This window comes from Saccharopolyspora sp. NPDC002578, from assembly GCF_053592695.1.
Genome location: NZ_JBSFWJ010000051.1, coordinates 1 through 14,400, shown reverse-complemented (window position 1 = coordinate 14,400; position 14,400 = coordinate 1). Strand labels below are relative to the sequence as shown.

Sequence of the window (14,400 nt, the reverse complement as noted above, 5' to 3'; positions counted from 1 at the left end):
AGAAAATAGTTTACTAGTGAAACGATGGTGAGATGAAGCGGACACCGGATCTCATCGACGCGGCCCGGTCGCAGTGGGGCGAGGCGCGCCCGGACGTGGACACGACCAGCATCGACGTGATCGGGCGGGTGCTGCGCGCGGCGGCGGTGCTGCGGCGGCGGCTGGACGCGACGATCGCCGAGGGCGGCCTCAACCGCGCGGAGTTCGACCTGCTGTGCGCGTTGCGCCGCGGCGGTACGGCGGTCACCCCGGGGCGGCTCAACGAGCTGACCGTCTCCTCCGGCGCGGCGACCACGAAGCGGCTCCGCGAGCTCACCGAGCGCGGGCTGCTGGAGCGCTCCACGGATCAGCGCGATCGGCGCAGCGCGCGAGTGCAGCTCACCGAGCGGGGGGAGCGGCTCATCGACGGGTTGTTCCCGCAGGTCATGGATGCCGAGCAGGCACTGCTGTCCGGGTTGACCGCTCGGCAGCGGGAGTCGCTGGCGGGCGGGCTCGCCGACCTGCTGCGCGCGATGGAGGGTCCGGGCGAAGCGCGCTGACCGCCGCTATTGCGGACGATCCGGGACGTGCGCACCGTCAGCGAAAGAAAATCTTTCGTGAAGACCGGCATCTGGAGGAAAAATATTGTGATCTTGTCCGTGTGATGGTCATAATTTTTCGTGAACAGTGACGGCGCCACCGCGACCGCACTACGCACGAGGAGGCTGACATGACCGCACAGCAGGAAGCCGTTCTCGACCAGCCCACCACCGCGACCACCGAGGCCGAGCAGGCGGTGCCCGCGCTCCGCGCGCAGGTCACCGGTGACCTGCTGGACATCGTCGTCGACCTCGACTCCGGGCACGGCTGCCGCCTGCGCGACCTGCGCGACGGCACCGAATACCTCGACATGACGATGTTCTTCAGCTCCGCGCCGCTCGGCCACGGCCACCCCGGCCTGCGCGAACCCGAGTTCGAGGCCGCGCTGGTGCGGACCTCGCGGGTCAAGCCGGCCAACCCGGACTTCGCCACCGTCGAACAAGCCCGGTTCGCCGAGACCTTCCGCCGCGTCGCGGGCGTGCCGGAGCTGCCGCTGCTGTTCCTCATCGACGGCGGCACGCTCGCCGTGGAGAACGCGCTCAAGGTCGCCTTCGACTGGAAGACCAAGCACAACGCCCGCCAGGGCATCGGCGTCCGCGGCAGCAAGGTCCTGCACCTGGAGCGCGCCTTCCACGGCCGCAGCGGATACACGTTGTCGCTGACCAACACCGATCCGGCGAAGATCCGCGACTACCCGATGTTCGACTGGCCGCGCATCCCCAGCCCCGCGATCGAACCCGGCCCGCGCTGGGACGACCCGGAGCTGCTGGCGGAGGAGCGCGTCGCGCTCGACGCCGCCGAGGCCGCGCTGCGCCGGTACGGAGCCGAGATCGCCTGCTTCGTGTACGAGCCGATCCAGGGCGAGGGTGGTGACCGGCACCTGCGGCCGCGATTCCTCACCGCCGTGCAGGAGCTCTGCCGCGAGCACGACGTGCTCACCGTCGCCGACGAGGTGCAGACCGGCGCGCTGACCGGCGCGGTGTGGGCGCACCGGGAACTCGGGCTGGAACCGGACCTGGTGGCGTTCGGCAAGCGGCTGCAGGTGTGCGGGGTCATGGGCGGGCGCCGGGTGCTCGACATCGCCGACAACGCGTTCCGCGAGCCGAGCCGGATCAGCTCCACCTGGGGCGGATCGCTGGTGGACATGGTGCGGGCCACCCGGATCCTGGAGATCGTCGAACAGGACGGCTTGTTCGAGCACAGCCGCCGGATGGGCGAGCTGCTGCTCGGCGAGCTCGGCGCGCTCGCCGCCGAGTTCCCGGAGGTGATCCGCTCGGCGCGCGGACGCGGCCTGATGTGCGCGGTGAGCTTCCTCGAACCGGCTCGGCGGGACGCGGCGCTCGCCGTGGCGCGGGATCGGCACCGGACGCTGTTCCTGCCGTCCGGCCCCGACTCGCTGCGCTTCCGCCCGTCCCTGTCGGTGTCGCCGGAGGAGATCACCGAAGCCGTGGCCGCCCTGCGCGCCACGCTGACCGAACTCTCCTGACCCGCACCGCGACGACGTGCGCGGACCGCCCGGCCGCCGGGCGGTCCGCTGCACGCTCAGCCGGGGCGGGTCAACGCCAGGAGGGGAGCCAGAGCTCCGCCTGCCAGTGCTCCTGGGTGATCAGCGCGCCGTTCAGGATCGGCCACAGCCACACGAAGTTCGCCACCACGATGCCCACGTACAGCGCGACCACCAGCAACCCCGTTTTGCGGCGCTCGGTGTGCTCCTGGGCCGCGCCGAGGATCTCCCCCAGGACGAGCACGATCCCCAGCACCAGGAACGGCGCCATCGGCGTCGCGTAGAAGTAGTACATCTGCCGGTCCAGGTTGATGAACCACGGCAGGTACCCGGCGCCGTACGCGACGAGCACCGCCGTGTAGCGCCAGTCCAGCCGGCTCGTCGCGCGCCACACGGCCCACGCCGCCACCGGCAGCGCGAGCCACCACATGGCGGGCGTGCCCAGCAGCATCGTGGCCTGCACGCAATTGGACTCGCCGCAGCCGGTCAGCCCCGACTCGTAGTAGTAGAGCATCGGGCGCATGCCCATCGGCCACGCCCACGGCTTGGACTCCCACGGGTGCGGGTTGTTGCCGGTGTCCAGGTGGGTGTGGAAGTCCAGCACGTTGAGCTGGTAGAACAGCAGCGATCGCAGCGGATCGGGCAGGAAGTTCAGCCCCACGTCCTCGGAGATGATCGCCGCGTGCCGGTCCGTCGCCGTCTCGCTGGCGAACCAGTTCGCCCACGTCGCGAAGTACACCGCGATCGGCAGCACCAGCAGCGAGCCCAGTGCGGGCACCGTGTCCCGCAGCAGCGCGCCGACCCACGGCCGCTCCACCCCGGCGGTGCGCCGGGACAGCGCGTCCCAGAGCACGCTGAGCAGGCCGAAGGCCATGATGTAGTAGATGCCGTTCCACTTGACCCCGCAGGTCAGGCCCAGCGACAACCCGGCGGCGAAGCGCCACCAGCGAAAGCCCATCCGCGGGCCCCACCTGCTGTCGCCGATGCGTCCTTCGGCGACGACCACGGCCAGCCGGGCCCGCATCTGATCGCGGTCGACCAGCAGCAGCGCGAACGCCGCCAGCACGAACAGCGCCTGGAAGATGTCGAGCATCCCGACGCGCGACTGCACGTGGCTGAGCCCGTCGCAGATCAGCAGCACCCCGGCGAGCGCGCCGAGCAGCGTGGACCGGGTGAGCCTGCGCGCGATGCGCACCATCAGCACCACCATGACCGTGCCCGCCAGCGCCGCCGCGATGCGCCAGCTCCACGGGCTGTAGCCGAAGATCCACTCGCCGAGGGCGATCAGCTGCTTGCCGACCGGGGGGTGCGCGACGACCTCGTAGCCGGGGTTGTCCTCGTAGCCGCCGTTGCGCAGCATCTGCCACGCCTGGATGGCGTAGTACTTCTCGTCGAAGACCGGAGTGCCCTTGTCCGTGGCGCGCCCGAGGTCCCAGATCCGGACCACGCCCGCGATCAGCCCGATGACCAAGGTGATGATCCAGCTGCGCAGCCGGTCCGACGGCATCTTCGGGGCGAGCAGCGCCCGGGGGTCCCAGGAGCCGGGTTCGGCGGCGGGGGGAGTGCGGCCGGGCCCGACCATGTTCTCGGCTTGGCCGCCGGCGGAGTTCGGCACGAGCACGCTCACACCTGAATCGTAGGGTTGAGCTCATGGACCTCGAATCCGGATCGGGCACGTTGGTGCTCGCCGCGACTCCGCTCGGCGACGCCCGCGACGCGTCGGCTCGGTTGATCGACGCCTTGGGCTCGGCCGCGATCATCGCCGCCGAGGACACCCGCCGGGTGCGTGCGCTGGCGACTTCGCTGGGGGTGAGCCCGTCCGGGAAGATCGTGAGCTACTACGAGGACGTCGAGGCGGCCCGCACCCCGCGACTGCTGGAGGCGCTCCGGGACGGCCGCGACGTGCTGCTGGTGACCGACGCGGGCATGCCGAGCGTGTCCGACCCCGGCTACCGGCTCGTGTCGGCCTGCGCGGCCGACGGGCTCGCGGTGACCTGCCTGCCCGGCCCGTCCGCGGTGACGACGGCGCTCGCGGTGTCCGGGCTGGCCTCGGACCGGTTCTGCTTCGAAGGCTTCCCGCCGCGCAAGTCCGGGGAGCGGCGCCGCTGGTTCGGGCGCCTCGTGGCCGAGCAGCGGACCTGCGTGTTCTTCGAATCGCCGCGCAGGCTCGGCGACACCCTGGCGGACGCGGTGGAGGTGCTCGGCGCGGATCGCGCGGCCGTGGTGTGCCGGGAGCTGACGAAGACCTACGAGGAGGTGCGCCGCGGCGACCTCGGGTCGCTGGCGGAGTGGGCGACCGGCGAAGTGCGCGGCGAGATCACCGTGGTCGTCGCGGGCGCGGTGCCCGTCTCGCAGGACCCGGCCGACCTCGTTCCGCAGGTGGAGGAGCGCGCGGCGGACGGCATGCGCTTGAAGGACGCCGTCGCCGAGGTCGCCGAACTCAGCGGAGCCCGCAAGAACGACCTGTACACAGCAGTCCTCGCCTCCCGGCAGTGAGTTCTTGGTCCCGGCCTGCGTAGGGGTCGGGTGGCGGAACCTCAGCTGCTTCCTCGCTGCGGGATCATTTTTCCAAGTGGCTCCGCCACGAGGAAAAATGCTGTCCTCGCGAGGAAGCAGCTGAGAACCCGCGGGTGGTCACCTTGCTCAAGCCGGTCACTGCTCAGCGGCTTCGCCGCTGACAAGACACGAGAGACACGTGGGACGTGGGTGTTGCTCGGGGTGGATGAGCGCACCGGGTGGGGCCGGAGAACGTAGCGTTTCGGGCATGGTTCGGGTCATCGGGACTACCAAGCTGGCGGCGATCACGGGGGCGGAGTCGCGGAACGCGGGCTCCGGGGTCACCGCGACCGATCTCGGCATCCTGTGGGACGACGGGCGCGGTGGCGTGCTGGCCGCGTTCGGCGACACCTACGGCGACCGCTGGGGCGGCAACGGCGCGGGGCCGAAGCGCGCGGACTGGCGGTACAACGTGCTCGCCCGGTCCGCCGACACCGATCTCGACTCCGGTCTCGCCTTCGACTGGGTCGTGCGGCGCGCGGACGGCTCGGCGGGCCAGTTCCTGCCCGGCGACCGCACCGGGACGCGCGAGCACACCGTGATCCCCACCGCGGGCATCGCCATCGGACGGCGCAACTACGTGCACTACATGTCCGTGCGGCGCTGGGGGATGCCCGGTGTGTGGCACACCAACTACGGCGCGCTGGCCTACTCCGACGACGGCGGGCGGAGCTGGACGAAGTCGCCCACGGCGGTCTGGCGCAACCACGGGCAGCGGTTCCTGAGCCGGTTCCGCCGCCGCGACCAGGGCGGGCACCCGTTCCAGCTGATCGCGTTCGCCGGAGTCGTCGACGGTCGCGTGCACCTGCTGGGGACGCCGAGCGGGCGCTTCGGCGCCGGGCAGCTCGCGCGGGTCGGCGCGGACGACCTGCTGGAGCCGGCGGCCTACGAGTACTGGACGGCGCGGGGCTGGGCCGCGGATCCGCACGAGGCGCTGCCCGTGCTCGGCGCCCCCGTCGCGGAGCTGTCCGTGCAGTTCAACGAGCACTTCGGCCGCTGGTTCGCGGTGCACCTGGACGAGCGTCGCGCCGCGATCGTGCTGCGCACCGCGGATCGGCTCACCGGGCCGTGGTCGGCCGGGCAGGTGCTGGCGGCGGGCTCGCGGTTCCCGGCGCTCTACGGCGGATTCCAGCACCCGTGGGCGGCGGACCGCGCTGCGGTCTACTTCACGATGACCCAGTGGCGGCCGTACAACGTGTCCTTCCTGCGCGCCGACCTGGCGTGATGCCCGTTCCCGGAGGCCTCTCGCGGGGACCGTAGGCTCGGAATCGCCGGTGGCGGCGCCCGGCCGGGACCGCGTCGGCAGGAGTGCGGCACGGAACGGGGCCCGCGCGGCCCGCGAGGGGTGAACGGTGAGCAAGAAGGACAAGAAGGAACGACCGCCGATGCCGGAGGCGCTGCCCGCGCCCGCGGTGGACGCGCACACCCACCTCGACGCGTGCGGCGCGAAGACGGCCGAGGACGTGCGGGAACTGGTGGATCGCGCGCACGCGGCCGGGATCACCAGGGTGGTCACGGTCGCCGACGACATCGAAGCCGCGAACTGGGCCGCCGAAGCGGCCACGTGGGACGACCGGGTGTTCGCGGCGGTCGCGCTGCACCCGACCAGGGCCAAGGACTTCACCGACGCGGACCGGCGAGTGCTGGAGGAACTGGCGGAGCGGCCCCGGGTCGTCGCCATCGGCGAGACCGGGCTGGACTACTACTGGGACTTCTCGCCGCCGGAACCGCAGCACGAGGCGTTCCGCTGGCACATCGACCTCGCCAAGCGCACCGGCAAGCCGCTGATGATCCACGACCGGGACGCGCACGAGGACATCCTGCGCATCCTGACCGAGGAGGGCTCCCCGGAGACGGTGATCTTCCACTGCTTCTCCGGCGACGCCGAGTTCGCCCGCGCCTGCGTGGACCGCGGCTACGTGCTCTCGTTCGCCGGCACCGCGACCTTCCGCAACGCCAACGCCGTCGGCCTGCGCGAAGCGGCCCGGCTGGTCCCGGTGGAGCAGATGCTGATCGAGACCGACGCGCCGTTCCTCACCCCGCACCCGTTCCGCGGCCGGCCGAACGAGCCGTACTGCGCCAATTACACCCTTCGGGACCTGGCGGAGCTGCGCGGCGCGGATCTCGCTGAACTGATCGTGGCCACGACCGCCACGGCCGAGCGGGTCTTTCGCCTCGATCAGGTAGCAGCCTCCTGACCTGCTCTGACTGAGCGTGTTGTGTTATTGCGCCGAACACGCGCACTGACTTGCGGTCACCTCCCGGCGACCTAGCGTCCCCTCCGGAAGCCGGGAGGGGACGCACTCGGCGATCGGCCACAGTGGACCGGGAGGTTCGCGGCGAGGCCGGGGCCTCTGCCCGGAAGCACGGCAGTCAGGACCTGTATGCGCATCCGTGGCATCACCAGGATCGGAATCGCCGCTGTGATCACGTTGTGCGGCGCTCCACTCGCCACCGCCGCTCCCGCGGCGAACGGCCCGGGACTCGAGCCGGAGACTCGTTCCGGCTCGGTGTGGGACCGGCTCGCGCACTGCGAATCCGGCGGCGACTGGGCCACCAACAGCGGCAACGGCTACTACGGAGGTCTCCAGTTCGACCGCCGCACGTGGTCCGCGTACGGCGGCGGAGCCTTCGCCGGCCTCCCGCACCAGGCGTCGCGCGATCAGCAGATCTCGGTGGCGAGCTCGCTGCGCGAGGACCGCGGCGGCTACGGCGCTTGGCCGTCCTGCGCCCGCAAGCTCGGGCTGCCGCGCTGAGCGGTGCGCCACCCCGGCCCCGAGACCGCTCGACAGTGTGAGCAAGTGACGTTCGTCATCACCCTGCGCATCCGAGTGGCCGGTGTCGACCCCGACGCGGACGGCGGGAGATGACCGCGCTCTTCCGCCGTCCGTGCCCCAACCCCCCGTCGACGAGGTCGATCAGGCCCCGAGATCCCCTGGCCCCGTGATCCGCTCACCAGGAACGACGGTGATGTCCACATCGGACTGATCCGTGGATTTGCATGATCGGCTGAGAAACCGTTGGGGTAGTGGGAAAATGGGGATCGGACCGCGCCGGATCTCACCGTTCGATCACTGACGGTGCTCGGTTGCGCGGCATTTCGGCGTAACCCAGGCCACAGAGCAGGGTGGCCCCTTGGCGGGCCCGCTCGATCACGCTAGAGTCTCGGCCTCGTAACCGATGACAACGAAGTCACGGAAACGCCCGCTAGTCGCCGCCGGGTACGTCGGGGAAGTCGGTGCCACCGATCGGGCTGGGAACGAGACCAGCACGCATCAGGTATCGGCTGAAAAGGCGCTTGGCTACGGGAGTCGGATACGGAAACGAAGCACGAAGTCGCGTAGCGGCAGGTGAAGGAGTTCGTGGACAGGCATGTTCGGCGAACTCCCCATGATCACCCGCGCGCTGCGGGCGGCTTCTCGCTTTCGAGAGGTAGCGACCCTGTGAACGGACGAGGCATCCCCGGTGCCCACGGCAGTACTGCTTACAGCGATCGATCGCTGGGCGGTGCAGGCCAGGATCACGGCTATTGGGCCGAATCCTTCAACGCGTCAACGGACTGGTTCAGCCCGGTGAGCTCGGAGCAGCAGACCGCGGTCGGCCTGCTCGATCGCGAGAGCGACACCGAGATCACGGCGGAGCAGCCGTTCGCCCCCATCACCGGCCGGTACCCGGCCCAGGACCACCCGAGCTTCCCGCCCGGCGCGCTGGAGATCACGCCGGACGACGTGCTCGAGGCGCTCGGTCCGCAGGCCGACGAGATGCTCGCGACGGCCGACATCGACGTCGAGGAGCTCATCCGGCTCGTCAACGCCGAGACCGTGGTGATGCCGCCGCTGGTCCTGCCGGACGAGCCCGAGGGCGCGACCGCACCGTCCCCCGAGGTCGTCGAGGCGATCACCACGTGGAAGCAGCGCTTCCTCAAGGGCGCGGTCGCCGCGGTCATCCTCACCCTGACCGGCACCGGCGGCGCCGCGGCGGCGATGGACAAGTCCGTCACCGTCGAGGTCGACGGCAAGGAACGCCAGGTCAACACCTACGAGTCGACCGTCGGCGAAGTCCTCGAGGACGAGGGCATCAGCATCGGCGAGCACGACGCGCTGAGCCCCTCCCCGCAGTCCAAGGTCGGGCACAACGACACGATCACCCTCGACCGCGGGCGTCTGCTGAAGATGACCGTCGACGGTGAGCAGCGCGAGGAATGGGTCCGGTCGGTGACCGTCGGCCAGGCGCTGCGCCAGCTCGGCGTCGCCGACGACGGCGCCTGGGTCTCCTCGGCGCGCAGCATGGCCGTGCCCGAGCAGGGCATGGACCTCACGGTCAAGACCGCCAAGGACATCACCATCACCGATGGTGCCGGTGAGCCGCGGCAGCTGACCACCACCGCGGTGACCGTCGACGAGCTGGCCAAGGAGCAGAACCTCCAGCTCGGGCCGGAAGACCACATCACGCCCGGCGGCGACCAGAAGATCACCAGCGGCGCGCAGGTCCAGATCGTCCGCACCGGCAGCACCGTGGTGAACGTGACCATGCCGATCGAGCCACCGGTCAAGGAGATCGAGGACGACTCGATGCTCAAGGGCGAGGAGAAGGTCGAGGACCCGGGCGCGCCCGGCGAGAAGATCGTCTTCACTCGCGTGAGCACTCGCAACGGCGAGGAGACCGGCCGCGAAGCGGTGGGCGAGAAGGTCACCAAGGAAGCCAAGGAGAAGGTCGTCCGGGTCGGCACCAAGCAGCCGCCGAACGGCGCCGTCTGGGACAAGCTGGTCCAGTGCGAGGCCGGCGGCAACTGGGCGATCAACACCGGCAACGGCTACTACGGCGGCCTGCAGTTCGACAAGAGCACCTGGGACGCCTACGGCGGCGACCAGTACGCGGCCTACCCGCACCAGGCCAGCCGCGAGCAGCAGATCTCGGTCGCGACCAAGGTCCGCGACGCCCGCGGCGGCAGCTACGGCGCCTGGCCGGGCTGCTCCTCGAAGCTCGGCCTCTGATCCAAGAGACCCCCCCGATCGGCCACCGGCACCCCACCGGTGGCCGATCGTCTTTTAGCCCCAGGCAGCCGTGGGCGGCGAAGCCGTGCCGTGGGCTGCGAAGCAAGCCTGCCTTGCGGCCGAAGGCCGTGCCTGTATGTGCGAAGCACATAGCCCACGTCGAAAAGACGACCACCGGCGGGTTCTCAGGTGTCTTCTCGCGAGGACGGCTTTTTCCCTCGTGGCGGAGCCACTTGGGAAAAAGATCCCGCAGCGAGAAGACACCTGAGGTTCCGCTACCCGCCCCACTACGCAGCTCAAGCGGAAGCCCCGAGTAACTTCTCACCCGTGGAACAGCACGCGAATAGGGCGCGGTTGCTTGGGCCGGCCGATGTTCGCCGGCTGGCCGAGGAGCTGGGGATCCGCCCGACGAAACGACTCGGGCAGAACTTCGTGCACGACCCGAACACGGTCCGCCGCATCGTGGGCGCCGCCGAGCTCACCGCCGATGACGTGGTGCTGGAGGTCGGTCCGGGGCTGGGGTCGTTGACGCTGGCGCTGTTGCCCGCGGCGGCGGGCGTGGTCGCGGTGGAGATCGATCCGGTGCTGGCGGAGCGGTTGCCGCGTACCGCCGCCGAGTTCGCCCCGGACCACCAGGGCGAGTTGCGGGTGCTGGAGGCCGACGCGCTGCGCGTGCGCGGCGCGGACTTCGCGGAGCGTCCGCCGACGGCGCTGGTCGCGAACCTGCCGTACAACGTGGCGGTGCCGGTGGTGCTGCACCTGCTGGCCGAGCTGCCGTCGTTGCGCACCGGTCTGGTGATGGTGCAGTCGGAGGTCGCGGATCGGCTGGCGGCGAAACCCGGCAACCGGACTTACGGCGTGCCGAGCGCGAAGGCCGCGTGGTTCGCCGACGTGCGCCGCGCGGGGCCGGTGCCGCGCACCGTGTTCTGGCCGGTGCCGAACGTGGATTCCGGGCTGGTGTCGTTCACCCGGATCGATCCGCCGTCGGCGGCGCCGCGCGCGCAGGTGTTCGCGGCGATCGACGCCGCGTTCGCGCAGCGGCGCAAGACGCTGCGGGCGGCGCTGTCCGGCTGGGCCGGGTCGGCGGCGCGTGCGGAGCAGGTGCTGCGGGCTGCCGGGGTGGAGCCGACGACGCGGGGCGAGCAGCTCTCGGTGGCGGATTTCGCCCGGGTGGCCGATGCCGCCGCCCAGCTGGTGCGCTGAGTTCGCACCTGAACGCGCGGCGTTGCCCGAGCTTCGACCGAACGGGTCCAAAAGCGTTGCGATGCTCACATATGGTCACTGGAATAGTTGGGTTGATCAAGAATCCCTGCTCGTGAGGGGGATGTGATTTGTCAAACGATTCCACATGGTGACCGTCCGCAGCTTGCATTCGCCGACACCCCTGCGTTCTACTATGCGGGAAATCCATCCCGAGCGGCTGAGAGACCTGGCTCCACGACGCCGCAGCAACCACTCCACGAGTGAGCAGGTGCTAACGCCAGGGTCGATGGAGTTGTGGTGTCTGAAACTCTGCTCGAAGGCGAACGCGCGCCCCGGACCAGCCGTCGGCGTGCCCGCGGTGGTCGCGCCCGGACCGGATCCGGCCCGCACGGCCTCGCGCTGACCCAACGCCGAGTGATCGATCACGGACGCCGCACCACGACGGCCTGTCGCCGCGTCCGCTGACGACCGAAGTCGTCGCAGCCCCTTCCCCAGCCTTTCTGTTCCTCCTTCCCGGCCGATGCGGCATGCCCGCCGGTCCGGCGTGAGCTGATGCGGAGCGATCGTGATCACAGTCGAGAACCTCACCAAATCCTTCCGGCACGACCAGTCGAGTCGAGCCGACGTCGTCGCGCTCGACAACGTCTCGCTGGAGGTCCCCGCCGGTGCCGTGTGCGGCGTCGTCGGCCCCAGCGGAGCCGGCAAGTCCACCCTCGCCCGCTGCATCGCGCTGCTGGAGAAGCCCGACCGCGGCGCCATCCGCGTCGACGGCACCGACCTCGTGGCGCTCGAAGGCGCCGCGCTGCGTGCGGCGCGCCGCCACATCGGGGTCGTGCCGCAGGGGGATTCGCTGCTGCGCCAGCGCACCGCCGCGGGCAACGTGGCGCTGCCGCTGGAGGCGGCCGGGATGGCCGCGCCGCAGCGCCGCAGCCGCGTCGCCGAGCTGCTCGACCTCGTCGGGCTCACCGACAAGGCGCCGGTCTACCCGGACCGGCTCTCCGGCGGGCAGCGGCAGCGGATCGCGGTCGCCCGCGCCCTCGCGGCCAAGCCTTCGGTGCTGCTCGCCGACGAACCGACCTCCGCGCTGGACCCGAGCACCACGGACTCGGTGCTCACGGTGCTCGACCGCGCCCGCTCCGAACTCGGCGTCACGGTGCTCGTGGTCACCCACGACATGACCGTGGTGCGCCGCATCGCCGATGACGTCGCGGTCCTCGAAGACGGCCGCGTCGCCGAACACGGCAAGGTGCTCGACCTGGTCGCCGATCCCGGCAGCCGCGTCAGCACCAGCCTGCTGCCCGAGACCGACCAGGCGTCCGCCGTGCCCGGTGTGCGCCACGACGTGGTCGCCGAAGTGGTGCTCGTCGGCTTCGCCGCCGTCGGCGCGCTGCTGCCGGAGGCGTCGAGCCGCTTCGGGGTGGAGCTGTCCATCCTCGGCGGCGGCCTGACCCGGCTCGGCGACACGCCGGTCGCGAAGTTCCGCATCGGACTCACCGGTGAGCGCTCGGAGCAGGCGCTGAAATGGATGGTCGACCGCGACGCGCACGTGCGGCGCGCCCCGGTCAGCGTTGATGGAGTAGCTGCGTGAGTGATCCGACCCCTTGGGCGGAAGTCGTGGAGATGCTCGGTGAGGCCACCGGCGAAACGCTCTACATGGTGGTGGTGGCCACCGTGCTGGCAGTGCTCGGTGGCCTGCCGCTCGGCGTGTTCCTGCACTTGAGCTCGCCGGTCGGGCTGGACCCGCGGCCGACGCTGCACCGGATCCTCGGTGTGGTCGTCGACGTGGTCCGGTCCGTGCCGTTCGTGGTGCTGCTGGTGGTCCTCGCCTCCTTCACGCGGCTGCTGGTGGGCACTTCCATCGGCAGCACCGCGGTGATCGTGCCGCTGACCATCGGTGCGGTGCCGTTCTTCGCGCGGCTGACCCAGAACGCGTTGCGCGAAGTGAGCTTCACCGTCGTCGAAGCGGCTATCACCACCGGCTCCGGCCGGTGGCGGATCGTGTGGACGGTCCTGATCGGCGAGGCGCGCGCCGCGCTGGTCGGGGCCGTCGGCGTCACCGCGGTGGCGCTCATCGGCTACGCCGCGATGGCGGGCGCGATCGGTGGCGGCGGGTTGGGGACCACCGCCATCCAGGACGGCTACCAGGCCTACGACGAGCGGGTGCTCTACGGCTCGGTGGTGGTGCTCGCGGTGCTGGCCTTCGCGATGCAGCTGCTCACCGACTTCACGGCGAAGGCCGTGGACCGCCGTCGCACCGCGACCGGCTAGTCGCCACCGCACTTCAGTCGAATCGGCCGACGGCAGGGGTCCCCGCGGACCCGCTGCCGGTACCGGTGCGCGTCACCGGACGGCCTCCATTCCAGAAAGGACGCACTGATGCGTATTCGTTCCCTGGCGGTCGTGCTCACGGCCGCTTCGCTGGCGCTGGCGGGTTGCGGTGGTAGCGGCACGGAAGCCGCGCAGGACCCGAACGCTCCGCTGACCATCGGCGTGAGCCCGCAGCCGCACGGCGAGATCCTCAAGTACGTCGACGAGAACCTCGCTCCGAAGGCGGGCATCGACCTGGAGATCGAGCAGTTCGACGACTACAACCGGCCGAACGAGGCCGTCGCCAACGGCGAGCTGGACGCGAACTACTACCAGCACAAGCCGTACCTGGCGGAGTACCAGGCGCAGCGCGGCGGTGAGTTCGAGTGGGTGCAGACGGTGCACCTGGAGCCGCTGTCGATCTACTCCAAGAAGGTCAAGTCCCTCCAGGAGCTGCCGGACGGCGCGCGGATCGCGCTGCCCAACGACCCGTCGAACCTGACCCGCAGCCTGAAGCTGCTGCAGGACAACGGCGTGATCAAGCTCAAGCCGGGCGCCGAGCAGGGCGCCGGGGTGCGCGACGTCGCGGAGAACCCGAAGAAGATCGAGTTCCAGGAGCTCTCCAGCGACCAGCTGCCCCGCGCGGTCGACGACGCCGACGCGGCGATCGTGAACGGCAACTACGCCCTCAAGGCCGGTTTGAAGGACCCGCTCGTCGTGGAGAAGGCGGAGAACAACCCGTACGCGAACGGCCTGGTCGCGTCCCCGGCGATGGCCAAGGACCCCCGCATCCAGAAGCTCGCCGAACTCCTGCGCTCTCCCGAGGTCAAGGACTACATCAACAAGACCTACGGCGGAGTCTCGGTAATCCCGGCTTCCTGACCCGAAGGCCGTGAGGCAGAACGGCGAAAGCCCCAGCCTCACGGCCAAAGGCCGCGCCTGACGGCGAAGCCGTGCAGTGGGGCGGGCGAAGCCACGCCTGCCCTGCGGCCAAAGGCCGTGCTTCGCGGCGAAGCCGTGCCTGGGACGAGCGAAGCGAAGTCTGCCTTGCGGCGTAGCCGTGCCTGTATTCGCGCAGCGAATAGCCCACGCCCAAAAGCCGACCACCGGCGGGTTCTCAGTCGGTCTCTCGCGAGGACAGCTTTTTCCCTCGTGGCGGAGCCACTCGGCGCCACGGCTGCAGCCGTATGCCGACCACTCGGCGTTCCTGCGCGGATCCGGCGACCGTTCCAGCACCGTGACCCGGTACCCGTGCCG

The 14,400-nt window shown here is 70.5% G+C and carries 11 protein-coding genes, 1 pseudogene and 1 riboswitch; of the genes and pseudogenes, 11 read left to right on the top strand and 1 reads right to left on the bottom strand.

Annotation, left to right across the window (positions count from 1 at the left end; genetic code table 11):
• Nucleotides 1-32 precede the first annotated feature (32 nt).
• Nucleotides 33-539, top strand: a complete 507-nt coding sequence (locus ACWD38_RS21875; protein WP_450124784.1) for a MarR family winged helix-turn-helix transcriptional regulator — start codon at nucleotides 33-35, stop codon at nucleotides 537-539.
• A gap of 170 nt (nucleotides 540-709) precedes the next feature.
• The gene (lat, locus tag ACWD38_RS21870) at nucleotides 710-2,065 is read left to right on the top strand and encodes an L-lysine 6-transaminase (RefSeq protein WP_184476661.1); all 1,356 of its coding nucleotides are present in this window, start codon (nucleotides 710-712) and stop codon (nucleotides 2,063-2,065) included.
• 70 nt (nucleotides 2,066-2,135) lie between these two features.
• On the opposite strand, the gene ACWD38_RS21865 is transcribed toward lat, so the two are convergent.
• Nucleotides 2,136-3,710 carry a dolichyl-phosphate-mannose--protein mannosyltransferase gene (locus tag ACWD38_RS21865; protein WP_450124783.1) on the bottom strand — a complete coding sequence of 525 codons (1,575 nt, stop codon included), beginning with the start codon at nucleotides 3,708-3,710 and terminating at the stop codon, nucleotides 2,136-2,138.
• Nucleotides 3,711-3,733: 23 nt separating this feature from the next.
• Between ACWD38_RS21865 and rsmI the strand changes: the two genes are divergently transcribed.
• From rsmI to ACWD38_RS21820, 9 genes and pseudogenes are all read left to right on the top strand, one after another.
• Complete coding sequence (gene rsmI, locus ACWD38_RS21860; protein ID WP_184476663.1) at nucleotides 3,734-4,579, top strand: 16S rRNA (cytidine(1402)-2'-O)-methyltransferase; 846 nt, start codon at nucleotides 3,734-3,736, stop codon at nucleotides 4,577-4,579.
• Nucleotides 4,580-4,847: 268 nt separating this feature from the next.
• The gene (locus ACWD38_RS21855) at nucleotides 4,848-5,864 is read left to right on the top strand and encodes a DUF4185 domain-containing protein (RefSeq protein WP_450124782.1); all 1,017 of its coding nucleotides are present in this window, start codon (nucleotides 4,848-4,850) and stop codon (nucleotides 5,862-5,864) included.
• Between the two features lie 160 nt (nucleotides 5,865-6,024).
• The gene (locus tag ACWD38_RS21850; protein WP_184484634.1) at nucleotides 6,025-6,837 is read left to right on the top strand and encodes a TatD family hydrolase; all 813 of its coding nucleotides are present in this window, start codon (nucleotides 6,025-6,027) and stop codon (nucleotides 6,835-6,837) included.
• 291 nt (nucleotides 6,838-7,128) lie between these two features.
• Nucleotides 7,129-7,395, top strand: a pseudogene (locus ACWD38_RS21845) (transglycosylase family protein); the annotation flags it as partial.
• 687 nt (nucleotides 7,396-8,082) lie between these two features.
• Nucleotides 8,083-9,633, top strand: coding sequence for a transglycosylase family protein (locus tag ACWD38_RS21840; protein ID WP_425503513.1), 1,551 nt, complete (start codon nucleotides 8,083-8,085; stop codon nucleotides 9,631-9,633).
• Nucleotides 9,634-9,960: 327 nt separating this feature from the next.
• The gene (gene rsmA, locus ACWD38_RS21835) at nucleotides 9,961-10,836 is read left to right on the top strand and encodes a 16S rRNA (adenine(1518)-N(6)/adenine(1519)-N(6))-dimethyltransferase RsmA (protein ID WP_184476669.1); all 876 of its coding nucleotides are present in this window, start codon (nucleotides 9,961-9,963) and stop codon (nucleotides 10,834-10,836) included.
• A 201-nt stretch (nucleotides 10,837-11,037) separates the two neighbouring features.
• Nucleotides 11,038-11,129: riboswitch (SAM riboswitch) on the top strand.
• Between the two features lie 272 nt (nucleotides 11,130-11,401).
• The gene (locus ACWD38_RS21830) at nucleotides 11,402-12,424 is read left to right on the top strand and encodes an ATP-binding cassette domain-containing protein (RefSeq protein ID WP_184476671.1); all 1,023 of its coding nucleotides are present in this window, start codon (nucleotides 11,402-11,404) and stop codon (nucleotides 12,422-12,424) included.
• Complete coding sequence (locus tag ACWD38_RS21825; protein ID WP_184476673.1) at nucleotides 12,421-13,104, top strand: ABC transporter permease subunit; 684 nt, start codon at nucleotides 12,421-12,423, stop codon at nucleotides 13,102-13,104. Before ACWD38_RS21830 ends, ACWD38_RS21825 begins: the two co-directional genes overlap by 4 nt.
• Before the next feature lie 108 nt (nucleotides 13,105-13,212).
• Nucleotides 13,213-14,025: a MetQ/NlpA family ABC transporter substrate-binding protein gene (locus tag ACWD38_RS21820; RefSeq protein WP_450124781.1), complete on the top strand. Its 813-nt coding sequence runs from the start codon at nucleotides 13,213-13,215 to the stop codon at nucleotides 14,023-14,025.
• Nucleotides 14,026-14,400 lie beyond the last annotated feature (375 nt).

Coding starts and splice junctions, on each gene's coding strand:
- lat (WP_184476661.1), top strand. CDS start 710: ATGACCGCACAGCAGGAAGCCGTTCTCGACCAGCCCACCACCGCGACC.
- ACWD38_RS21850 (WP_184484634.1), top strand. CDS start 6,025: ATGCCGGAGGCGCTGCCCGCGCCCGCGGTGGACGCGCACACCCACCTC.
- rsmI (WP_184476663.1), top strand. CDS start 3,734: ATGGACCTCGAATCCGGATCGGGCACGTTGGTGCTCGCCGCGACTCCG.
- ACWD38_RS21875 (WP_450124784.1), top strand. CDS start 33: ATGAAGCGGACACCGGATCTCATCGACGCGGCCCGGTCGCAGTGGGGC.
- ACWD38_RS21855 (WP_450124782.1), top strand. CDS start 4,848: ATGGTTCGGGTCATCGGGACTACCAAGCTGGCGGCGATCACGGGGGCG.
- ACWD38_RS21820 (WP_450124781.1), top strand. CDS start 13,213: ATGCGTATTCGTTCCCTGGCGGTCGTGCTCACGGCCGCTTCGCTGGCG.